Below are 19,798 nucleotides of genomic sequence, written 5' to 3' on the forward strand. Positions count from 1 at the left end.
AATTAGAGTCGTTGTTTGAGAGCTTCGTACAAGAAAACAGCACAAGCTACCGAAACGTTTAGCGAACTAATATCGCCTACCATTGGCAATTTGGCTTTGCTATCTACTACTTTGAGTATTGCTGGCGATACCCCGACGTCTTCCGCCCCCATCACAATAGCGGTAGGAACCGTAAAGTCTTCGGCGTATAGCAATTGACTAGTCTTCTCGGTCGCTGCCACTACCCTAATGCCACTGCCTTGCAGGTAGTAGACCGCATCTACAAGGTTTTCGACCTTGCAGATAGGCACGCGAAACACAGCTCCAGCCGAGGTTTTGACAGTATCGGCGGTGATACTCACACTGCCACGCTTAGGAATGATAATACCTGAGACGCCTGTACACTCTGCCGTGCGGATAATCGCACCAAAGTTGCGCACATCAGAAAGGTGGTCTAACACAAGGAAAAGCGGTGTGGCTCCGCTTTCGGTAACTGAGATTACCAAATCCTCAAAATTGTGATAATCTACGGGGGAGAGGTTCGCCACTACCCCTTGGTGGTTTTTCTTGGTAAGGCGGTTCAGTTTCTCAACGGGCACATACTGCACGGGCACTTGGGCTTCTTGCAGTAGAGGCATTAGCTCTCTAAACAAACTACCTTGTAAGCCTTTTTGCAAGAAGACTTTATCGATGGTTTTGCCTGCTTTAAGGGCTTCTATCAGGGCACGAATGCCGTATATTTGGGTTTCTTGCTGCATCTTTCAAGATGAGGCTTGCGCCTCAGAAATTTTACAAATCTTTTTCAAAATCAAACAAAGAATGATTGAGGGGACAAAGGTAGTGTATAATTAGCAAATGAGCAAATTTGGTCATTTGCTAATTAGTAGCGAACCAAAGCTGATATCACAAAAATATTATTATTTGTATAGTTGTTCTTAACGACTTAATACTACACTTCCAGAAATATAAAAACTACTTTTTGTTTCAGTAGTTTTGCCTAAGTTATCGGTAAAAAAAGCTTTAATTTGCCTTTCTTTATACGTACCCGTACGAGCGAGGTCTATGCCTATGGTGAGAGGTATACGAATCTTCTTGTTGATGATAAACTCAGGTTGTAGCCCGAAGATACTATGTTGGGTAAAAAAGACAGCTTTCTGCTCGTTTCTTCTCAAAAAAGAGGCGTAAATACTAAAGTCAGCAAGAGCATTCAGAGCAAAGTATTCATTGAAGTGGTAACCTATTGAGGCACTACCTCCTTCGAGAAAATTGCCTTTAGCCCAAGCGTTCCACGTATCGCTTTTGTATTCGGTAAAGGCACTAGGGAAAGCCATCGGGTAACCCAAAAGCGTACTCACTGCCACGCCCGCTCCTATTTGCAAATGCTCACTACCGTGCCATATAGCTAGCAATGCACCACTGCCCAGCACATTCTCTTTCCATATTATAGCCGAAAGCCGATTAGCAGACGTATAAGTCCCTATACCTATTGCCATTAATAACGACCAGCGGTTATGCAATGGACGCAGATGCACCAAATGTGCGCTGAGGTTCATTATTTCATAAGGCGTTGCTGGGGTATGTTCACGTACTTTCATAAAACAAGCATCGGTACTGATAGCCCATATTTTCATACGTTGATAAGGGTCATCTTCATATTTTTGCAGGGAAAGAGGTAACTGCACCGAAAGGCGTTGTCGAGAAAGTTTGTCTTTGGCAAAATATTCAGATTTAAAGGTTACTTGCGCAAAGGTGTTAAGAGTGATAAAGAATAAAAGGATTATAAGTTTCATTGAGATATTTGATTATTAGAATAATAGACCTTGTCAAAGCCCTAAGACTTTGACAAGGTGTGTTTCGCTACGCATTAGCTAATTTACTCATTTTTAAATTTGCTAACTTCTTTGATATCTTTTCTCTTGGAATAAGCTACGGGCTTCGCATAACCGATGCGCAAAAGGATTTGTGGATAGGCTTTTGCAATGGGCAAATCGGCTTGCAGTTGCGCACGGAGTTCGGGCACTTCACACGGCTGATTGAGGTAAGCATTAGCGATGCCTGCTTCGGTGAGGACGAGCAAAAAGCGTTCTAATAAACGACCTGTGTTTATCCAAGTGTGGATATCGTCTTTCTCAGAAGTGATAAGCACTATATCGGAGGAAGATTGTATCTTCTTCAAGTCGGTTTTGTTTTGCTTATCAGCTTTTAGTGATGCCTTTACAATGGGCTCGGTTACCCAACGAGGGAGATTAGGAGCGCCGAGCACTGCGTAACTGAGTCCGTCGTGAGTGCTTTCAGAATGCTTTTTGTTGAAACGTATCCACGAGAGGAGTTCGTTTTTGAAAGCGGGGTCAGCCATTTGCACAGCATTGCCTTGCATTACTGCTTCGGTGAGTGTTGCAAAAAGCGGAGAACCATTGGCGAATGTGTAGAGCTTTGCCCCCGTATCGTCCATAGCTTTGCTTACTAAACTTTGGAGCAAAGAAGCGTCTATGCGTTTGCCGTCGTATACCGAGCGGTTGGTTTGGCGTTTAGGAATGACAGCAGCTAAGGAACTGGGAGTTACATCTTCTCGTTTTTGCAAAAGCACGGTGATGACGCCTTCGTTGGTGAGTTGTACCTGGGTGCGATAGTGCAATTCGGTGGCTTTTAGGCAGAGGTTTTCCAGAGCACAGCCCAAGCTCATAAACAGTTCGCGGTGTTTACCGTCTACGGCAGGGAGCGCTTTGGTAAAATCGGGCGTAATAATGATGCGGTTGTTCTCAACAGTGAAGAACCAAGGTTGAGAATTGTGACCTGAAGGGGCTTGTGTAGCCGCAGTGACCAATGTGAGGAGGTCGGGATTTTGACCGTTGGACTTTAAGGCAGTCAACGTCATAAGAAGTGTGATACTAAACATTTTTAAGTTCATTTTTAAGTTGTTTTTGTTTTACAGTGCAAAGTAACGGTGAAAAAGCGATGGAAAAATGAACTTGGGTTAAGAAATGCGTGAAAGGCAATTAGAAAATTAGAAAATTAGAAAATGAGTAGTGATAAAAAATAGTTTTTTGACAGGTTTGACTTGTCGAACAAATCGGACTGGTCAGGGGGTTTCGGAAGGAAACGGAATTTTTCAGAAGGAGGCTAAGGGGTTTTTTGGTGAAAAATGGCTGTTAGGAGGGTGGGGTTAGCTTATAGGAAGCTTATACGAATCTTGGACGATTGGTATAGAAAGGGTATATAAGTAGTTGATAGTGAATAGCTAAAAGTGAATGATTAGAGGGTGAAAAGTGAGAAGAAAATCGAAAGAATTCGGTATTTATATATAAAGATTATTCATAAGAAGTAAAAGGATTAAAAAAAGCTGCCTCATTTTAAGAAGCAGCTTTTTTGTTGATTGTTCATTATCAATTGTTCATTAAATTAAACCACGCCTTGGTCGAGCATCGCGTGAGCTACTTTCATAAAGCCTGCGATGTTAGCACCTTTTACGTAGTTAATATAACCATCTTCCTGACCATATTTGAGGCAAGCGTTGTGGATAGACTCCATAATTTGGTGCAACTTAGCATCAACTTCTTCAGCTCTCCACGCGAGGTGCGCTGCATTTTGGGTCATTTCAAGACCTGAAGTAGCCACCCCACCTGCATTCACTGCTTTACCTGGGGCAAAAGGCAATTTAGCATCTTGGAACACTTTGATAGCCTCAGGAGTACAACCCATATTCGATACTTCGGCTACGAGTTTTACACCATTTTTGATAAGCATTTGAGCATCATTGCCATCTAATTCGTTTTGGAAAGCACAAGGCAAGGCAATATCACAAGGGATAGTCCACGCTTTTTTGCCTGCGGTAAACTTACTTTCTTTAGCAAATTTTTCGGCAAAAGGAGCTACAATATTGCGGTTAGAAGCACGAAGTTCTAATAGGTAGTTAATCATTTCGTGAGTCATACCATTAGGTACTTCTACACAACCATCGGGGCCTGAAAGTCCGATAACTTTGGCGCCCAACTGAGTTGCTTTTTGTGAGGCACCCCACGCTACGTTACCAAAGCCTGATACTACTACGCGTTGTCCTTTGATATCTCTGCCGAGTTTTTTAAGCATATGATCTACAAAGTAGAGCGCGCCATAACCTGTAGCTTCAGGACGAATGAGCGAACCTCCCCAGTTGATACCTTTACCGGTAAGTACCCCAGTGTTATACTCGTGGGCTAATTTTTTGTACATACCGTACATATAGCCTATTTCGCGTCCGCCAACACCCACGTCGCCAGCAGGCACGTCGGTATCAGGACCTATATATTTCCAAAGTTCGAGCATAAAGGCTTGACAGAAACGCATAATTTCGGCATCGGATTTACCGGTAGGGTCGAAGTCAGAACCCCCTTTAGCACCTCCCATAGGCAGGGTAGTAAGTGCATTTTTGAAAGTTTGTTCGAAGCCAAGAAATTTAAGCATTGAAGGGTTTACAGCTTTGTGGAAACGGATACCACCTTTATAGGGACCTATGGCAGCGTTGAACTGCACGCGGTAGCCGAGGTTGCTTTGCACTTCGCCTTTATCATCTACCCAATCCACGCGGAAGGTATGAATGCGGTCGGGCTCTACGATACGTTCTATAATTTTAGCTTTGGCAAATTCGAGGTGCTGGTTGTACACCTCTTGTACTGATTCAAGCACTTCGTGTACTGCTTGCAAGTACTCTTTTTCTCCTGGGTGTTTTGCCTCTAAGGAGGTCATTATTTTTTTTACGTCCATAATATATTTAATTAGTTATGAATTATGTGTTAATGAATTATTTAGTTATGCAAATATATTAATGAGCGACAAAAGTAGTTAATATTATTGAAATGCGCAAAGAAAACGAAAGAAATTTTTATTAAAAAGATTTATTTTCAAAAGAAAATGAAGTTTTACCTCACATATAAAAAGCCTTTTTGCTGTTCTTCTTTTCCGCGCTTGCTGTAACGAACGATATAGAAATAAGTGCCGTGAAGAGCTTTGCTATTCCCTATAAAACCTTTGGCATTAGCATAACCTCTAAAATAATCGCCATTTTTGCCATAATGTTCATTTTCATATACTTTTAAGCCCTTTTCATCAAAGATGAGAAGATGAATAGGACTATTAGCATCTGCTCCTTCTAGCGATTAGTAGTTAAAAAAAACTCCCCCTACTCAATAGTAAGAGGAGTTTTTAACATATATCATTTAAATATATAAATTACAAGGCTACGCGCTTGAAAGCTGTAATCTCTACATTTTTAGATTTTACAAAATCGGATACTTTTTTGCTTTCGTCGTAGATGTACACTTGGTCGAGGAGAGCTTTCTCTTGGTCGAGGGTAGTGTTATCGGAGATGAAGCGTTGTATCTTACCAGGAAGGATTTTATCCCAAATTTGTTCTGGTTTACCTTCAGCTTTCAATTCAGCTTTAGCATCGGCTTCAGCTTTAGCTAATACTTCGGGTGTGAGTTGTGCTTGTGAAACGTATTGAGGTACGTGTTTGAGCGGTTTGCCCAAGCGGTGTAACTCTTCGTTTTCTTTTTCGATAATTGCTATGCGTGCTTCAGTTTCTTTAGCGATGTACTCAGGAGAGAAATCTTTGTAAGAAAGGGTTTCAGCACCCATAGCAGCGATTTGCATTGCTAAGTTTTTACCTACTTCAGGAGCATCGGCGATAGCAGCTGATAAGCCTACAATTGCAGCGATTTTGTTACCGTGGTGAATATAAGAACCTACAAAAGGCGCTTCTACTTTTTCGAAAGCACCGAGTTCTATTTTCTCACCGATCACACCTGTTTGTTCAAGGAGTTTTTCGGCTACGGTAATACCTTTGTAGTTCAAGGCAAGAAGTTCGTCTTTGCTATTTACAGTAAGGGCGAGATCAGCTAAATCTTTAGCGAGGGCTACGAAATCGGCATTTTTGGCTACGAAGTCGGTCTCACAGTTGAGAGAGATGATAGCACCTACTGTGTGGTTAGCATTCACTTGTGCGATAGCAGCCCCTTCTTTAGAATCGCGGTCGGCGCGTTTAGCAGCTACTTTCTGACCTTTTTTGCGCAATACTTCTATTGCTTTATCGAAATCGCCTTCGGCTTCGATGAGGGCAGCTTTACAGTCCATCATACCTGCGCCGGTAGCTTGGCGGAGTTTATTTACGTCTGCGGCGGTAATATTTGCCATTTTTATTAATGTTTAATGATTAGTGATTAATGATTAATTCAATGTTTAAATGATTAATGGCTAAACGCTATTAACCATTAATCATCTAAGAGTATTAATCATTGCTTTCAGCTTCTTTGTTAGCTTCAGCTGTTCTACCTGAAAGACCTTCGTTTACAGCTTCGGTGATGTAAGAAAGTACTTTTTCGATAGCTTTAGAAGCGTCGTCGTTGGCAGGGATAGCAAAATCCACCTCACGAGGGTCGGAGTTTGTATCTACCATTGCGAAAATAGGAATGTTTAATTTTTGCGCTTCTCTTACAGCGATGTGTTCACGGAGTGTATCGACTACAAATAGAGCACCAGGGAGGCGAGACATATCGGCGATAGACCCTAAGTTCTTTTCGAGTTTTTCGCGCATACGTTCTACGTGTAGTTTTTCACGTTTTGAAAGGGTATCGAAAGTACCGTCTTTTTTCATTTTATCGATAGACGACATTTTCTTTACTGCCTTACGGATAGTTACAAAGTTAGTAAGCATACCACCAGGCCAACGCTCGGTGATGTAAGGCATTTTTACTGAAGTTGCTTTTTCGGCAACTACGTCTTTTGCTTGTTTTTTAGTAGCCACAAAAAGTACTTTTTTGCCAGAGGCTACGATTTTTTTGAGGGCTTCGGCAGCCTCTTCAATTTTAGCAGCAGTTTTGTACAAGTTGATTACGTGGATACCGTTGCGTTCCATATAGATGTAGGGAGCCATATTAGGATTCCATTTGCGGGTAAGGTGACCGAAATGTACACCTGCATCTAATAAATCTTTAATTTCTATGTTATTTGCCATTTCTTTTTAAATAGTTTACGTTCCTACTATTAGCAATAGCTTGGAGAGGTTTTGTAAATTTTAAATAACCGCCTGAGCCATTTGGATGCTAAACTAAGGAGCAAATTGATATTAACGTTTAGAGAATTGGAATCTCTTACGGGCTTTTTTCTGACCGAATTTCTTGCGTTCAACCATACGAGGGTCGCGTGTTAAAAGCCCTTCGGGTTTCAATACGGCGCGGTTTTCAGCGTCGAGTTCGCAAAGTGCGCGAGCGATAGCCAAACGAACGGCTTCGGCTTGACCTGTGATACCACCACCATACACGTTTACTTTTACATCGTAAGCATCTTCAGCACCTACAAGGCTGAGGGCTTGTTTTACTTTGTATTGTAGTGTAGGGGTAGTGAAATAATTGTTGAGTTCGCGTTTGTTTACGGTGATAGTACCGTTACCTGCTTTAAGGTAGATACGCGCTACGGCGGTTTTTCGTCTACCAATGGTGTGAATTACTTCCATTATTTCAAATCGTTTAAGTTAATGGTAACAGGTTGTTGAGCTTCTTGTTTGTGCTCGGTACCTGCATACACTTTTAAATTACGTAAAACTGCTGCACCCAATCTTGTTTTTGGCAACATACCTTTTACAGCTTTTTCGATGATACGTTCTGGGTGTTTGTCGAGGAGTTGTTTTACTCCTGTGAAGCGTTGTCCTCCTGGGTAACCAGTGTGGCGAAGATAGCTTTTATCTTCCCATTTGTTCCCTGTAAGGTTGATTTTCTCGGCGTTGATAACGATTACGTTATCACCACAATCAACGTGAGGGGTAAATTCGGGTTTGTACTTACCGCGAAGTAGCTTGGCTACTTTAGAGGCAAGGCGACCCAAAGTCTGTCCATCAGCATCTACCAAGACCCACTTTTTGTTTACAGTGGCTTTATTGGCAGAGATGGTTTTGTAGCTTAATGTGTCCACTCTTTGTGATTTTTATTAAAAATTAAACATTCCTTAATAGTGTCATCAAACGACACTTTTATTTTTAGGGCGCAAAAGTACGACAAATATTTGAAACAGCAAAATTTTTTAATTAGCAATTAGTTTACGCCCATTCCACCATCAAGTGCAATTTTTCAGATTACTTTCTGATAGAATAAATCTTTAGGTTTTTCAAAATCTAATACTTTTCTTGGTCTATTATTAATTTTATATTGATATTCTTTAATTTCTTTATCTGTAATATTTTTAAAATCAGTATTTTTAGGTATGTATTGCCGTACAAGACCATTGGTGTGTTCACTAAGACCTCGCTCCCAAGAACTATAAGGATGAGCAAAGAAAAATTGTAGGTTCAATTTCTTTTCAACTCGCTTAAAATCAGAAAATTCATTACCATTGTCAGCAGTAATTGTCTTTATATAGTTTTTGTAAGGCAAGGTCATATCTATAAGTTCATCTGCTAATGATTTAGCTTTCTTTCCTTCTTTTAACTTTTTCATAAATAACATTTTAGTAGTCATTTCAACCAATGTAAGTATCGCTCCTTTATTTCCTGCTCCTACAATTAAATCTATTTCCCAGTGTCCAAACTCTGTTTTCTGACTTATAACCTCAGGACGTTCTTCAATAGACTTTTTATCTTCTACTTTCTTTTTACAAGTGTACAATGCTCTACTTCTATGCTTAAGCTGATGACGAGTGTGTTTGTATAGTTCGCCTCCGTTTTCTTTGTCTTGGTGAATGAAATTATAGATAGTTGTTTTTCCAACCATTGGTATTCTATTTTTTTTACAATACCCTACAATTTGCTCAACAGACCACTGTTCTTCAGTGATATGCTTAATAACAAAAACTTTCATTTCTTTAGTAAATTTACGTTCTTTCCTAAAACGTTCTTTACGCTCTTCTGAGATTTCTTGAGCTACTTTTGGACTGTATTTTCCTGTCTTTGTTTTGTTTCTTGACAGCTCTCGACTGACGGTAGAGGGATTACACTCTGCATAAAGAGCAATATCTTTTTGTTTGATTCCGCTTGCTTTTAAAGCAGAAATTACCGACCTTTGCACCAAATTTAAATGCTTATATTCTTTCATTGTCATTTACAAAGAAAAGCATTTATTTTGAAAGAGAAAAGACTTTTATAGTTTTTTCTCTTTTTTTATTTTTCAGAGGGTTGCCCCTTAGAGGCAAAACCCTCTGAAAAATAAAAGTTTTACTAAAAATTACTACTTAAAATTGCAATTATTAGTGGAACTTACATTAGTTGCTCCAAGGTTGCTCTGAACTAATGGTAGATTAGTGAATTAGCTACGGTCGAACAAAATAAATTACGGATAAATCCAAATAATGATGCATTAGACAGCAAGCTATCTTAGAAGTCTCACTTCGATTATATGGATTGCACGGATATTCTTTATCTGAGTTGATTTACTAATAGTTCTCCAATATTTTTCTATCACTTACAACTATACTCTTTTATATACTTCATAAACTTTTTGTAAGTATACCAACAAACAGTAAAATTCAGAAACAAAGGGTTATAGTCTAAAGAATCTTTAAGAACAGTATTCAAAAGAACGTAGTTTCTTTTTTGTATATCATCAAAGTTTTTAATATCTTGTTCAATCTCTAACTCTTTCCTATCAAGAAATACTATGTACTTTTTAATTATAGAAACTACATAATCAGATACTTGTATCATTGCATTTTTTTTAGAATCTATAAAACTATAATTAGTTAAAAGTTCTCCATTTATTTCAAGATTCTCTTTCTTGAGCATATCCTGTACTTGGCTTTCTTCATCAAATATTAAATCCTTTCTATGAAATTTTATAATTTCTTGTCTGTAAAATTGAATAAAAGACTCTACCCATATACCAGTCTCCTCCTCTTGGATAAAAGTAAGCTTTTTTTGTCTTTTAGCTGTACAGATAAGTGTTTTCAATAACATTAATAAAGGATTTGTCAAGTATTTTGATGCTGACTCTTTAATTTGTTCTTCTATCATTCTTATTATGCCCTCTAAAAATTCTTCTTTTTCTGAGTCCTTTATATTTGGATATTTATACTTTTTAAAATGCTCTACGGTTTTTCTACAGTCTTTTTTTAGCACTTGATATAATTCAGCCTTAAATTCCCAAGGATATATTTCAGTACCCTCTATAGAATCTAGATATATTTCAGTACCCTCTATAGAATCTATAATATCTACGAAAGCATAGTATAGGATTTGTACTGCACTGAAATGAATGTGCCATTTTTTTTCTTGTATCAACTCTAAAATCTGACGGAAATTATTTTTTCTCAGAATTGCAATAAAATTACCTTTTAAGTCTTTTTTTGCCTTAAGTTCTGTTGTCGGTTGTTTTCCAAGTCTTGATTTGAGACTTTCAATAGAAATTGTATCCTCAGCTTGAATACCCCCAAGTACAAATACTGTATCAAATGCTGCATTGAGAGATCCATTTTTAAGGATCAAATGCTTTACATTTTCAGTTTCATCATAGTATAGAGTTTCTTTTCTTTCAAGATGTTCTATACTTACTCCTTGAATAAGAGTGTTCTCTTTTATAGTATTGTATAATTCTGTGTAACTCATTGTAATTTTTAAGAATATTTATTCTTGATTCCGTGTTAGAATATATTAATTACTATTTGCATCCTATTCTGTGAAAATCTATGTGAGATTTGAACGGACAGCTCAGTGACTAACGTGTAATTTGAGTTTTCTCATTTACTAACTGGCTAATGACTTTTGGGAAATACTCATATTCCAATAAGTGAATTTTTTCGGCTAAGGTATCGGGAGTATCGGTGGGGAGTACGGTTGTTTTGGCTTGGAAGATGATATTACCTTCGTCGTAATGTTCGTTTACATAGTGAATGGTGATGCCACTTTCTTTCTCGGCATTGGCAATGATGGCTTCGTGCACGTGTGAGCCATACATTCCTTTACCGCCGTATTTGGGCAAAAGAGAAGGGTGTATGTTGATGACTTTATGAGGATAAGCCTCGGTGAGATAAGCAGGTACTTTCCACAAGAATCCTGCCAGCACGATAAGGTCGGGGTGCTGGGATTTAAGGATATTGAGGACGATATCCGACTCATAGAACGCTTGTCGGTTGAAAACTAAAGAGGGAATGGCTAAGCGTTTGGCACGCGAGAGTACGCCTGCCTGAGGGTTGTTGCAGAGTATAAGGCTTACCTGTGCAGTACCTTTTTGGTGGAAATAGGTAGCGATACGTTCGGCATTGGAGCCTGAACCTGAGGCAAAAATGATAATCTTTTTCATAGGGGGTAATTTAAACATCTCCCTAATCCCTCTTCAAAGGGGGAAGGTGGAGCGCAAAAGCGATGGGTTATTCTTGGGTGAGCTGATGAGAAAAATCTTCTATGAGTTGGGTTACGGATTTGTAAATGGTGGCGTAATCGGTGAGTTCTTTCCCTATATAGAGAAAGGCAAGGGCATACTTTTCGGTTTTTACGGGCAATAAGTGTTTTTGGAGTCGGTAGCTTTCGCGCAGGCGTCGTTTTAGGAAATTGCGATGTACTGCGCGCTTGAAAGTGCGTTTGGGCACACTGATAAGCAGTTGGTAAGGAGCTTCTAAGCTGCTAACAGGGGCGTACAACAACCTAAGCGGATAGCAGGTAAATGCCTCGGCTTGGGCAAAGAGTTGCTGAATGGCTTCACGCTTGCAGAGTTTTTCGGTTTTGGGAAAAGTAGGCAAAATAAAACACATTAAATTCGACGGCAAAGGTAAGAAAGAATTAACAAATGGACAAATGAAAAGAGTGGTCTTAGCTTATAGAAAGCTTATAGGAAGCTTATACGAATCTTGGACGATTGGTATAGAAAAGGCGTTAATTCACTGAATATCATATGTTAAACAAATGTTAATAAGAAAAAGGAATAATCAAGGAAAGAGCTAAGAAACGAAAGGGTGGCAGATAGCTGAAAAATCTTTTTATTGCTATTTGCTATTTAATTTGTACATTTGCACCTTAATTGTTAAACTGAGATATTTAAGCATATGAATTTAACACCAGCAATCAGAAAACAATACACTACTGAACAAAAAACGGCTTTGGAAGCTCAGCGCTTGGCTCAAGAGATTGCTTTTGCGCCTGTGGTGTTCCAAATATCACACTTAATGGTAAAACTCGGCGTGTTCGAGGCTTTGTGCAATGCCCCTGAAGGATTGACAATGCAGGAGGTGGCTACTAAAACACAGCTGAGTGACTATGCTGTGAAAATACTTTTGGAGTCGTCGCTTTCCATAGGTACGGTACTCTTGAAAGAGGGCGACCGCTTTGCGATATCGAAAGCAGGCTGGTTTTTGCTTCGCGACAAGACCACCCGTGTGAATATGGAATTCATTCAAGAGGTGTGCTACGAAGGGTTGTTTCACCTTGAAGAAGCCCTTAAAGAAGGGAAACCTGCGGGACTTAAAGTGTTTGGGTCTTGGCCTACGATTTATGAGGGGCTCTCACAATTGCCCCAAAAGGCGCAAGAAAAGTGGTTTGCTTTTGACCATTACTATTCTGATTACTCTTTTGAAGATGCTTTAAATATCATTTTTAAACGCCCTGTAAAGACGCTCTTAGACGTGGGAGGTAATACGGGACGCTTTGCGTTAAAGACCGTGAGCTTTAACCCCGATGTGCAGGTAACCATTATGGACTTACCTCAGCAACTGCGTTTGATGAAAAACAATATCGCAGGCAAACAAGGGGCTGAGCGTATTGGAGGCTATCCGGCTAATCTGTTGGACGCTTCTGTACCTTTTCCGAAAGGTTTTGACGTGATATGGATGAGTCAGTTTTTGGATTGCTTCTCAGAGGAGGAAGTAACGAGTATTCTCAGTAGGGCAGCTGCTGCGATGGACGCTCATACCGAGTTGTATATTCTGGAAGCCTATTGGGACAGACAACAACACGAAACGGGGGCGTATTGCCTTACCCAAATCAGTGTGTATTTTACGGCAATGGCAAACGGCAATAGCAAGATGTACTATTCGGGCGATATGATAAAATGCGTGGAACGCGCTGGACTAAAGGTAGTGGATATCTATGACAACTTAGGCAGTGGCAATAGCCATACGCTGTTTAAGGTAGTGATTAATGGTTAATGGTTAATGGTTAGTGGTTAATGATTAATGGTGGTTGTGCGACAGGCAGGTGGAAGCAACACGGGTAACTTTTGGGAGAAAATAGATGTATAGGAATATTATAAAACCGGCGTTAGACTTCCTTACAGCAATGATTGCCTTTATTGTGCTGAGTCCTATTTTTGTTAATGCCTTTATCAATGCCAAGGCAAAAGTAGGGAAACATTGTGTTATCAACACAAAAGCAAATATCAAACACAATGTGCAAATTGGTGATTTTTGTCACATTTCCACTTGTACTAGAATTAATGGAGATGTTATAGTAAGTAGAAGAACTTTTATAGGAAGTAATGCTACCATTTCAAATGGCATAACAATTGCTGATAAAGTATTATAAATGCTGAGAATTTTATAAAAAGATAATAGTACGAAAAAAATATGGTTGTTTTACTCACATATGGGAGGAAACGAACTTAAATATATCCATCAAGCCTTTGAGGAGAATTGGGTAGCCCCCTTAGTTCCTAATGTAAATGGCTTTGAAGAGGATTTACAGCACTTTTTAGGCTATGGAGTGAAAGTATCGGCGCTTTCGGCTATTACTATTGACAAGGCGAAGACAGGATTTGATAGAGAAGACCAGCGAGCACCTGTTTTTTGACAATCGGTTATGTTTCCCCTCAGGTTCTAATCTTACTGATGCAGACCGAGAAAGAATAAAAGGCGTTTTTAAGAAAATATAAAGTTTCTCTATAAAAGAATTAAAAAGAATTTTATATTTTTGTACAAAATTTCCCATTTATATTAAACAATGCCTACGCACCACAAGAAAATAATGATTAGCAAAGACCCTTCAATGTCGTTTACTGAGATAGAGGCACTCACTACCCAAATATATGAAGTAGCTACGCAAGGGGATAAGACAAAAGTAGTGCGTTTATTAAAACAAATAGTAAAGGAGTTTAAAAGCAATAACTCCGAATATGAAACCTTAGATAAGAAAATAGAATGAGAATAGCAGTCATAGGCACTGGGTATGTGGGGTTAGTATCAGGGACTTGTTTCGCTGAGATGGGCAACAAGGTAACTTGCGTAGATGTAAACTCTGAGAAAATAGAGAAGCTCAAACAAGGTGTGATTCCTATTTACGAGCCAGGATTGGAAGAAATGGTACAGAGCAATTTAGCTAAAACACTATTTTTCACTACTGACCTCGCGGAGGCAATCAAAGGTGCTGAGATAGCTTTTATAGCTGTAGGAACTCCTATGGGTGATGATGGGTCGGCAGACTTACAATATGTGCTTTCGGTAGCCCAACAGATAGGTGAGACAATGCAAGGAGAGTTAATAGTAGTAGACAAATCGACCGTGCCCGTAGGCACTGCCGACAAGGTACTCACTACTGTGCAAGCTGCCTTGGATAAACGCGGAGTGAATTACAAATTTCACGTGGTGTCCAACCCCGAGTTTTTAAAAGAAGGCAAAGCAATTCAGGATTTTATGAAACCTGACCGTGTAGTAATAGGGGCTGATAGCGAGGAGGCTTTTACTAAGATGAAAGCCCTTTACTCATCTTTTTTCTTACAAAACGAACGCTTTATCACGATGGACATTCGTTCGGCAGAGATGACCAAATACGCTGCGAATACTATGCTGGCTACTAAGATTTCATTTATGAACGAAATCGCGAATATCTGTGAGCGTGTAGGGGCTGATGTAAATAAAGTGCGTATAGGGATAGGTTCTGATAGCAGGATAGGCTATAGTTTTATCTACCCTGGTTGTGGTTATGGTGGTTCTTGTTTTCCGAAAGACGTATTGGCACTTAAAAAATTAGCAGAAGAGGTAGATTACAAAGCAGAACTGATTGAATCAGTAGACAATGTGAACAACCGTCAGAAGATAGTGATTGCCCAGAAAGTAGTTGCCAAATATGGGGAAGACCTCAGCGGAAAAACCTTTGCTGTATGGGGGCTCTCGTTCAAGCCCGAAACCGATGATATGCGCGAAGCACCTGCAATTTACGTCATTAAAGAATTGGTGAAACGCGGAGCCAAAGTACAAGCGTATGACCCCAAAGCGGTACACGAGGCAAAGATATGTTACCTAAAAGATATACCCGTAACCTACGTAGATAGTAAATACGAAGCCCTAAAAGGTGCGGACGCTTTGTTGTTGCTTACCGAATGGAAAGAGTTCCGCGTGCCCGATTTCGACGAGATAGCTAAAATGCTAAAAGAAAAAGTAATTTTCGATGGAAGGAATCAGTATAATGCCTTTGAGTTGCCAAGCAAGGGATGGGAGTATGTACAGATAGGAGTATAAGAAAGATAAGACGACATTATTTATAAAATATTTTGAGTAAGTATACCATACATTTAAAAAACGACAAATCTTATCCTTGTGATGAGAATACCTCTTTGCTAAGAGCCGCCTTAGATAACGATATCAGTTTAGAATATTCGTGCTTTGAGGCACGTTGCAGGAGTTGCCGTGTAAAAATACTTCAAGGCAAAGTTGAGAATTTGCAAGACGAAAAAGTGCTTACCGCAGAAGAAAAAGCAGCGGGCTATGTACTCTCCTGCAATGTAGTACCTAGATCAGAAGTAATATTAGATGTAGAAGACTTGGCAGTAAAATTGCCTAAACCACAAGTTACACCTTGTAAAATAAATAACATCACTGTACTTACTCCTAATATTGTAGAAGTAGTATTGCGCTTGCCCCCTAAGGTCGATTTTCAGTTTTTAGCAGGACAATATATAGATATCATCAGAAATGGACAAAAACGCAGTTATTCTATCAGTCATAGCCAATGTGAAGCCAATGAACTAAGACTCTTTATCCGTAATTATGAAGGAGGTTTATTTAGTCAGTACTGGTTTAACGAAGCCAAACCTAACGACTTATTACGAATGGAAGGCCCGCTGGGTACTTTTTTCTATCGCAATAATCCCAATTGTGAGGAGATCGTTTTAATAGCTACAGGCACTGGAATCGCACCTATAAAAGCAATTTTAGAGCAGCTACAATCTACACCTGAATTAACAATTCATAAAAAAATATGGTTACTTTGGGGAGGAAGAAAGAAAGAAGACCTCTTTTGGCAACCCAAAACAACACTACCTAATTTCACCTATATACCCGTACTCTCTCGCGAAGAGCAGTGGCAAGGGGCTAAAGGTTATGTACAAGAAATAGCATTACAGCAACCTATCCTTTGGCAAAAAGCACAAGTATACGCTTGTGGTAGTGAAGTGATGATACAAAGCGCTCAAAAACTCCTCTCCGAACAAGGACTAAAAGAAGAAAACTTCTTCGCCGATGCGTTTATAGCAGGTAATAAGTAAATTTTTATAAATAAAAAAATAATTGCCCGTGCGGCTCGCACAAAATTATCTTTATGAAAGCAGTAATATTAGCAGGTGGTCTCGGTACACGCCTCAGTGAAGAGACCGTTGTAAAACCCAAACCAATGGTAGAAATAGGAGGAATGCCCATCTTATGGCATATCCTCAAAATTTATTCACATTATGGCATCAATGAGTTCATCATCTGTTGTGGCTATAAAGGCTATATCATCAAAGAGTACTTTGCCAACTATTTTATGCACCAGTCCGACATCACTTTCGATATGGCAAACAACGAGATGCACGTACACCAAAAACGTGCTGAACCGTGGAAAGTAACCCTCGTAGATACAGGAGAGCGCTCTATGACGGGAGGACGCCTTAGAAGAGTATTGCCTTATATAGCCAATGAGGAAGCTTTTTGCTTTACCTATGGTGATGGCGTTGCTGATATTGATATTGCTAAATTACTAGCTTTTCATAAAGCTCACGGTAAGCAAGCTACCCTCACTTCTGTCTACCCCCCGGGTCGCTTTGGGGCTTTAGATATAGTAGACAATCAGATTATGAAGTTCCAAGAAAAACCAAAAGGCGATGGTGCTCTCGTAAATGGAGGATTTTTTGTACTCTCTCCCAAAGTGATAGAGCGGATCAAAGACGATAATACAATTTGGGAACAAGAACCTCTCAAAGGATTAGCTGCCGACGGACAGCTGATGAGCTACAAACACGAAGGATTCTGGCAACCAATGGATACTCTTCGTGACAAAATGCTCTTAGAAGAATTATGGCAAAACGATAAAGCTCCTTGGAAAGTATGGCAATAGGAAAAGTAAATCCACAATTTTGGAAAGGCAAACGCGTATTTGTTACAGGGCACACAGGCTTCAAAGGGTCGTGGCTATCCCTATGGCTACAGCTGATGGGGGCTGAAGTAAAAGGATTTTCATTAGCTCCTTCTACCCAGCCCGCTCTCTTTGAAGTAGCTAAAGTAGGTGAGAATATGCAAACCGAAATAGGCGACATTCGCAACCTACAACAGCTCTCGCAGAGTATACGCTCTTTCAACCCCGATGTATTGTTACACTTAGCTGCCCAACCTTTAGTACGACTTTCCTACAAAGAACCAGTAGACACCTATAGTACCAATGTAATAGGTACTGTAAACGTTTTGGAAGCTGCTCGTTATGCCCCTCAGCTGAAATCGGTAGTTATTATCACTACCGATAAGTGTTATGAGAACCGAGAATGGGAATGGGGCTATCGTGAAAACGAACCTATGGGCGGACACGACCCTTATAGCAATAGCAAAGGTTGCGCTGAGTTAGTAGTCTCTGCCTATCGCCGTTCATTTTTTTATACTAACGATACCGCAGCTGTAGCCTCAGCCCGTGCAGGTAATGTAATAGGAGGAGGTGATTGGGCTGACGACCGGTTGATACCCGATATCTTGCGAGCTTTTGAGCAACAACAGCCCGTGATTATCCGTAACCCCCTCTCTACACGTCCGTGGCAGCACGTATTAGAACCCCTCTCAGGCTATTTAGTATTAGCTGAACGCTTGTATAATGAGGGCAATGCCTTTGCCGAAGGTTGGAACTTTGGACCTAAGGACGACGATTGCCAGCCCGTGCAATGGATATTAGAAAAAATGGTACAATTTTGGGGCGAAGGAGCCCGTTATGAATGGGACAAGAGCGAACAGCCTCACGAAGCTAACTTTCTAAAACTCGACTGTTCCAAAGCTGCCACCCGACTCAAATGGCATCCTCAATGGCGACTCGCCGATACTTTAGAAAAAATCGTCCATTGGCATCGCGCGTGGCTACGAGGAGCAGATATGCAAACCCACTGCCTTTACGAAATCAAAGGCTATATGGAATACTCAAACTAACAACAAGAAAAACACTACAATAAATGACCTTAGACAGCATCAGAGAAGAAATAGCAAAATTAGTAACCCAATATGCCGAAGAGGCTTACAAACCCAAACCCTTTGAAGCAGGAAAAACAGTAATCCCTCCTTCAGGAAAAGTAATCGGTGAGCAAGAACTCCAAAATATGGTCGTCGCTTCACTCGACGCTTGGCTCACCACAGGACGTTTCAACCGTGCTTTCGAAGAAAAGTTAGCCGCCTTTCTGGGGGTAAAATACTGCATCACTGTAAACTCAGGTTCATCAGCTAACTTAGTAGCCTTTAGTGCGCTCACATCACCTAAATTAGGTGACCGTGCTATCAAAAAAGGTGATGAAGTAATAGGCGTTGCAGCAGGATTCCCTACTACGGTGAACCCTATTGTTCAGTTTGGAGCAGTACCCGTATTTGTAGATGTAGACCTACATACTCACAATGTAAACGCCGACCTTATAGAACAAGCCATCACCCCTAAAACCAAGGCAATTATGCTTGCCCATACTTTAGGAAATCCTTTCAACTTAGAGAAAATAAAAGCCCTTTGTGAGAAATATAACCTTTGGCTCGTAGAAGACTGCTGCGATGCACTCGGCGCTACTTACAACGGACAAAAAGTAGGTACGTTTGGTGATATTGCAACACTTAGTTTCTACCCTGCCCACCATATCACAATGGGCGAGGGAGGTGCAGTATTTACTAACAATGCCGAGCTAAAAACCATAGCCGAGTCTTTCCGCGATTGGGGGCGTGATTGCTATTGTGCACCAGGTTGTGACAACACTTGCAACTGCCGTTTCTCGCAACAGCACGGTGATTTGCCTTTTGGATATGACCATAAGTATGTATATTCACATTTAGGTTACAACCTAAAAATTAGCGATATGCAAGCCGCTTGCGGATTAGCACAGTTAGACCGCGTAGAGGAGTTTATAGAAAAACGCCGTAAAAATTTCGCCTACCTCAAAGAGCGACTCCAAACCCTTACTGATTTTTTATACCTACCAGAGGCAACCCCCAATAGCGACCCTTCGTGGTTTGGTTTTCCTATCACCCTTAAAGAAGATGCAGGTACCGCACGTGTAGATTTACTCCGCTTCTTAGACCAGCATAAGATAGGCACACGTTTATTATTTGCGGGTAACCTCACTAAGCAACCCTATTTCAAAGGAGTGGAATACCGTGTAGTAGGAGACCTTACTAATACCGATATCACAATGAATCAAACCTTTTGGGTAGGTATTTATCCAGCTTTAGGCGAAGAACAGTTAGACTATATCGCAGAAAAATTAGAAGAATATTTTGGAGTAAATTTCTAACTTTAGCACAAAATAGGTTTCTTTACAATATCACCCTCATCAGCGCAAGCTGAAGCATTCGTGCAAATTCGTGCAATTCGTGGGCAAACCCCCATCAGCGCAAGCTGAACGTGCCTTTCGTGGGAGTTTTTTCAATCCTACATAGAGCAAGAATTTGAAATAGCAAT

19 protein-coding genes and 3 pseudogenes are annotated in these 19,798 nt (G+C 40.2%); 9 read left to right on the top strand and 13 right to left on the bottom strand.

Annotated features, from left to right (window positions below; translation table 11 throughout):
- Positions 1–2: 2 nt before the first annotated feature.
- The 13 genes and pseudogenes from rlmB to HW278_RS05125 all read right to left on the bottom strand — a co-directional run bounded on the left by rlmB (position 3) and on the right by HW278_RS05125 (position 11,682).
- The gene (gene rlmB, locus HW278_RS05065) at positions 3–737 is read right to left on the bottom strand and encodes a 23S rRNA (guanosine(2251)-2'-O)-methyltransferase RlmB (protein WP_178977122.1); all 735 of its coding nucleotides are present in this window, start codon (positions 735–737) and stop codon (positions 3–5) included.
- 177 nt (positions 738–914) lie between these two features.
- Complete coding sequence (locus tag HW278_RS05070; protein WP_178977123.1) at positions 915–1,769, bottom strand: DUF6268 family outer membrane beta-barrel protein; 855 nt, start codon at positions 1,767–1,769, stop codon at positions 915–917.
- An 83-nt stretch (positions 1,770–1,852) separates the two neighbouring features.
- Positions 1,853–2,887: an Acg family FMN-binding oxidoreductase gene (locus tag HW278_RS05075; protein ID WP_178977124.1), complete on the bottom strand. Its 1,035-nt coding sequence runs from the start codon at positions 2,885–2,887 to the stop codon at positions 1,853–1,855.
- Positions 2,888–3,378: 491 nt separating this feature from the next.
- On the bottom strand, positions 3,379–4,719 hold the full coding sequence (gdhA, locus tag HW278_RS05080; RefSeq protein WP_178977125.1) for an NADP-specific glutamate dehydrogenase: 1,341 nt from the start codon (positions 4,717–4,719) through the stop codon (positions 3,379–3,381).
- A gap of 155 nt (positions 4,720–4,874) precedes the next feature.
- Positions 4,875–5,111, bottom strand: a pseudogene (locus tag HW278_RS05085) (gliding motility-associated C-terminal domain-containing protein); the annotation flags it as partial.
- Between the two features lie 73 nt (positions 5,112–5,184).
- Positions 5,185–6,147: a translation elongation factor Ts gene (tsf, locus tag HW278_RS05090; RefSeq protein WP_178977126.1), complete on the bottom strand. Its 963-nt coding sequence runs from the start codon at positions 6,145–6,147 to the stop codon at positions 5,185–5,187.
- Between the two features lie 94 nt (positions 6,148–6,241).
- A complete protein-coding gene (gene rpsB, locus HW278_RS05095) occupies positions 6,242–6,967 on the bottom strand; it encodes a 30S ribosomal protein S2 (protein WP_009410960.1) in 726 nt (241 codons plus the stop codon).
- Between the two features lie 111 nt (positions 6,968–7,078).
- Positions 7,079–7,465: a 30S ribosomal protein S9 gene (gene rpsI, locus HW278_RS05100; RefSeq protein ID WP_002674299.1), complete on the bottom strand. Its 387-nt coding sequence runs from the start codon at positions 7,463–7,465 to the stop codon at positions 7,079–7,081.
- Entirely contained in the window at positions 7,465–7,920 is a 456-nt protein-coding gene (gene rplM, locus HW278_RS05105) for a 50S ribosomal protein L13 (protein WP_002674296.1), read from the bottom strand. Before rplM ends, rpsI begins: the two co-directional genes overlap by 1 nt.
- A 155-nt stretch (positions 7,921–8,075) precedes the next feature.
- Positions 8,076–9,035, bottom strand: coding sequence for an IS30 family transposase (locus HW278_RS05110; RefSeq protein ID WP_255493530.1), 960 nt, complete (start codon positions 9,033–9,035; stop codon positions 8,076–8,078).
- Between the two features lie 362 nt (positions 9,036–9,397).
- Positions 9,398–10,540: a DUF3800 domain-containing protein gene (locus tag HW278_RS05115; RefSeq protein ID WP_178977127.1), complete on the bottom strand. Its 1,143-nt coding sequence runs from the start codon at positions 10,538–10,540 to the stop codon at positions 9,398–9,400.
- 109 nt (positions 10,541–10,649) lie between these two features.
- Complete coding sequence (gene purN, locus HW278_RS05120) at positions 10,650–11,234, bottom strand: phosphoribosylglycinamide formyltransferase (protein WP_178977128.1); 585 nt, start codon at positions 11,232–11,234, stop codon at positions 10,650–10,652.
- Positions 11,235–11,301: 67 nt separating this feature from the next.
- Positions 11,302–11,682: a ribonuclease P protein component gene (locus tag HW278_RS05125; RefSeq protein ID WP_178977129.1), complete on the bottom strand. Its 381-nt coding sequence runs from the start codon at positions 11,680–11,682 to the stop codon at positions 11,302–11,304.
- Between the two features lie 291 nt (positions 11,683–11,973).
- On the opposite strand from HW278_RS05125, the gene HW278_RS05130 reads away from it, so the two are divergent.
- From HW278_RS05130 to rfbH, 9 genes and pseudogenes are all read left to right on the top strand, one after another.
- Positions 11,974–13,071, top strand: a complete 1,098-nt coding sequence (locus tag HW278_RS05130) for a methyltransferase (protein WP_178977130.1) — start codon at positions 11,974–11,976, stop codon at positions 13,069–13,071.
- Positions 13,072–13,201: 130 nt separating this feature from the next.
- Entirely contained in the window at positions 13,202–13,447 is a 246-nt protein-coding gene (locus HW278_RS05135; RefSeq protein WP_255493795.1) for a hypothetical protein, read from the top strand.
- Between the two features lie 60 nt (positions 13,448–13,507).
- Positions 13,508–13,654, top strand: a pseudogene (locus HW278_RS05140) (pyridoxal phosphate-dependent aminotransferase); the annotation flags it as partial.
- Between the two features lie 204 nt (positions 13,655–13,858).
- Positions 13,859–14,062: pseudogene (locus tag HW278_RS05145) on the top strand (polysaccharide biosynthesis protein); the annotation flags it as partial.
- On the top strand, positions 14,059–15,375 hold the full coding sequence (locus HW278_RS05150; RefSeq protein ID WP_178977131.1) for a UDP-glucose dehydrogenase family protein: 1,317 nt from the start codon (positions 14,059–14,061) through the stop codon (positions 15,373–15,375). The pseudogene HW278_RS05145 and the gene HW278_RS05150, both read left to right, overlap by 4 nt.
- 32 nt (positions 15,376–15,407) lie before the next feature.
- Positions 15,408–16,400 (top strand): FAD-binding oxidoreductase, encoded by a 993-nt coding sequence (locus HW278_RS05155; protein ID WP_178977132.1) that lies wholly within the window; start codon positions 15,408–15,410, stop codon positions 16,398–16,400.
- A 53-nt stretch (positions 16,401–16,453) separates the two neighbouring features.
- Positions 16,454–17,227 carry a glucose-1-phosphate cytidylyltransferase gene (gene rfbF, locus HW278_RS05160; protein ID WP_178977133.1) on the top strand — a complete coding sequence of 258 codons (774 nt, stop codon included), beginning with the start codon at positions 16,454–16,456 and terminating at the stop codon, positions 17,225–17,227.
- Positions 17,218–18,294, top strand: coding sequence for a CDP-glucose 4,6-dehydratase (rfbG, locus tag HW278_RS05165; protein WP_178977134.1), 1,077 nt, complete (start codon positions 17,218–17,220; stop codon positions 18,292–18,294). The genes rfbF and rfbG overlap by 10 nt, the downstream gene beginning before the upstream one ends.
- Positions 18,295–18,317: 23 nt before the next feature.
- Positions 18,318–19,631, top strand: coding sequence for a lipopolysaccharide biosynthesis protein RfbH (gene rfbH / locus HW278_RS05170; protein ID WP_178977135.1), 1,314 nt, complete (start codon positions 18,318–18,320; stop codon positions 19,629–19,631).
- The last annotated feature ends 167 nt before the right edge of the window (positions 19,632–19,798 follow it).

The organism is Capnocytophaga sp. oral taxon 902, from assembly GCF_013394735.1.
Classification (GTDB): Bacteria; Bacteroidota; Bacteroidia; order Flavobacteriales; family Flavobacteriaceae; genus Capnocytophaga; species Capnocytophaga ochracea.

Excerpts from the sequence above, each read along its gene's own strand:
- rlmB (WP_178977122.1), bottom strand. The coding sequence starts at position 737 with ATGCAGCAAGAAACCCAAATATACGGCATTCGTGCCCTGATAGAAGCC.
- HW278_RS05070 (WP_178977123.1), bottom strand. The coding sequence starts at position 1,769 with ATGAAACTTATAATCCTTTTATTCTTTATCACTCTTAACACCTTTGCG.
- HW278_RS05075 (WP_178977124.1), bottom strand. The coding sequence starts at position 2,887 with ATGAACTTAAAAATGTTTAGTATCACACTTCTTATGACGTTGACTGCC.
- gdhA (WP_178977125.1), bottom strand. The coding sequence starts at position 4,719 with ATGGACGTAAAAAAAATAATGACCTCCTTAGAGGCAAAACACCCAGGA.
- tsf (WP_178977126.1), bottom strand. The coding sequence starts at position 6,147 with ATGGCAAATATTACCGCCGCAGACGTAAATAAACTCCGCCAAGCTACC.
- rpsB (WP_009410960.1), bottom strand. The coding sequence starts at position 6,967 with ATGGCAAATAACATAGAAATTAAAGATTTATTAGATGCAGGTGTACAT.
- rpsI (WP_002674299.1), bottom strand. The coding sequence starts at position 7,465 with ATGGAAGTAATTCACACCATTGGTAGACGAAAAACCGCCGTAGCGCGT.
- HW278_RS05110 (WP_255493530.1), bottom strand. The coding sequence starts at position 9,035 with ATGAAAGAATATAAGCATTTAAATTTGGTGCAAAGGTCGGTAATTTCT.
- HW278_RS05115 (WP_178977127.1), bottom strand. The coding sequence starts at position 10,540 with ATGAGTTACACAGAATTATACAATACTATAAAAGAGAACACTCTTATT.
- purN (WP_178977128.1), bottom strand. The coding sequence starts at position 11,234 with ATGAAAAAGATTATCATTTTTGCCTCAGGTTCAGGCTCCAATGCCGAA.
- HW278_RS05125 (WP_178977129.1), bottom strand. The coding sequence starts at position 11,682 with ATGTGTTTTATTTTGCCTACTTTTCCCAAAACCGAAAAACTCTGCAAG.
- HW278_RS05130 (WP_178977130.1), top strand. The coding sequence starts at position 11,974 with ATGAATTTAACACCAGCAATCAGAAAACAATACACTACTGAACAAAAA.
- HW278_RS05135 (WP_255493795.1), top strand. The coding sequence starts at position 13,202 with ATGATTGCCTTTATTGTGCTGAGTCCTATTTTTGTTAATGCCTTTATC.
- HW278_RS05150 (WP_178977131.1), top strand. The coding sequence starts at position 14,059 with ATGAGAATAGCAGTCATAGGCACTGGGTATGTGGGGTTAGTATCAGGG.
- rfbF (WP_178977133.1), top strand. The coding sequence starts at position 16,454 with ATGAAAGCAGTAATATTAGCAGGTGGTCTCGGTACACGCCTCAGTGAA.
- rfbG (WP_178977134.1), top strand. The coding sequence starts at position 17,218 with ATGGCAATAGGAAAAGTAAATCCACAATTTTGGAAAGGCAAACGCGTA.
- rfbH (WP_178977135.1), top strand. The coding sequence starts at position 18,318 with ATGACCTTAGACAGCATCAGAGAAGAAATAGCAAAATTAGTAACCCAA.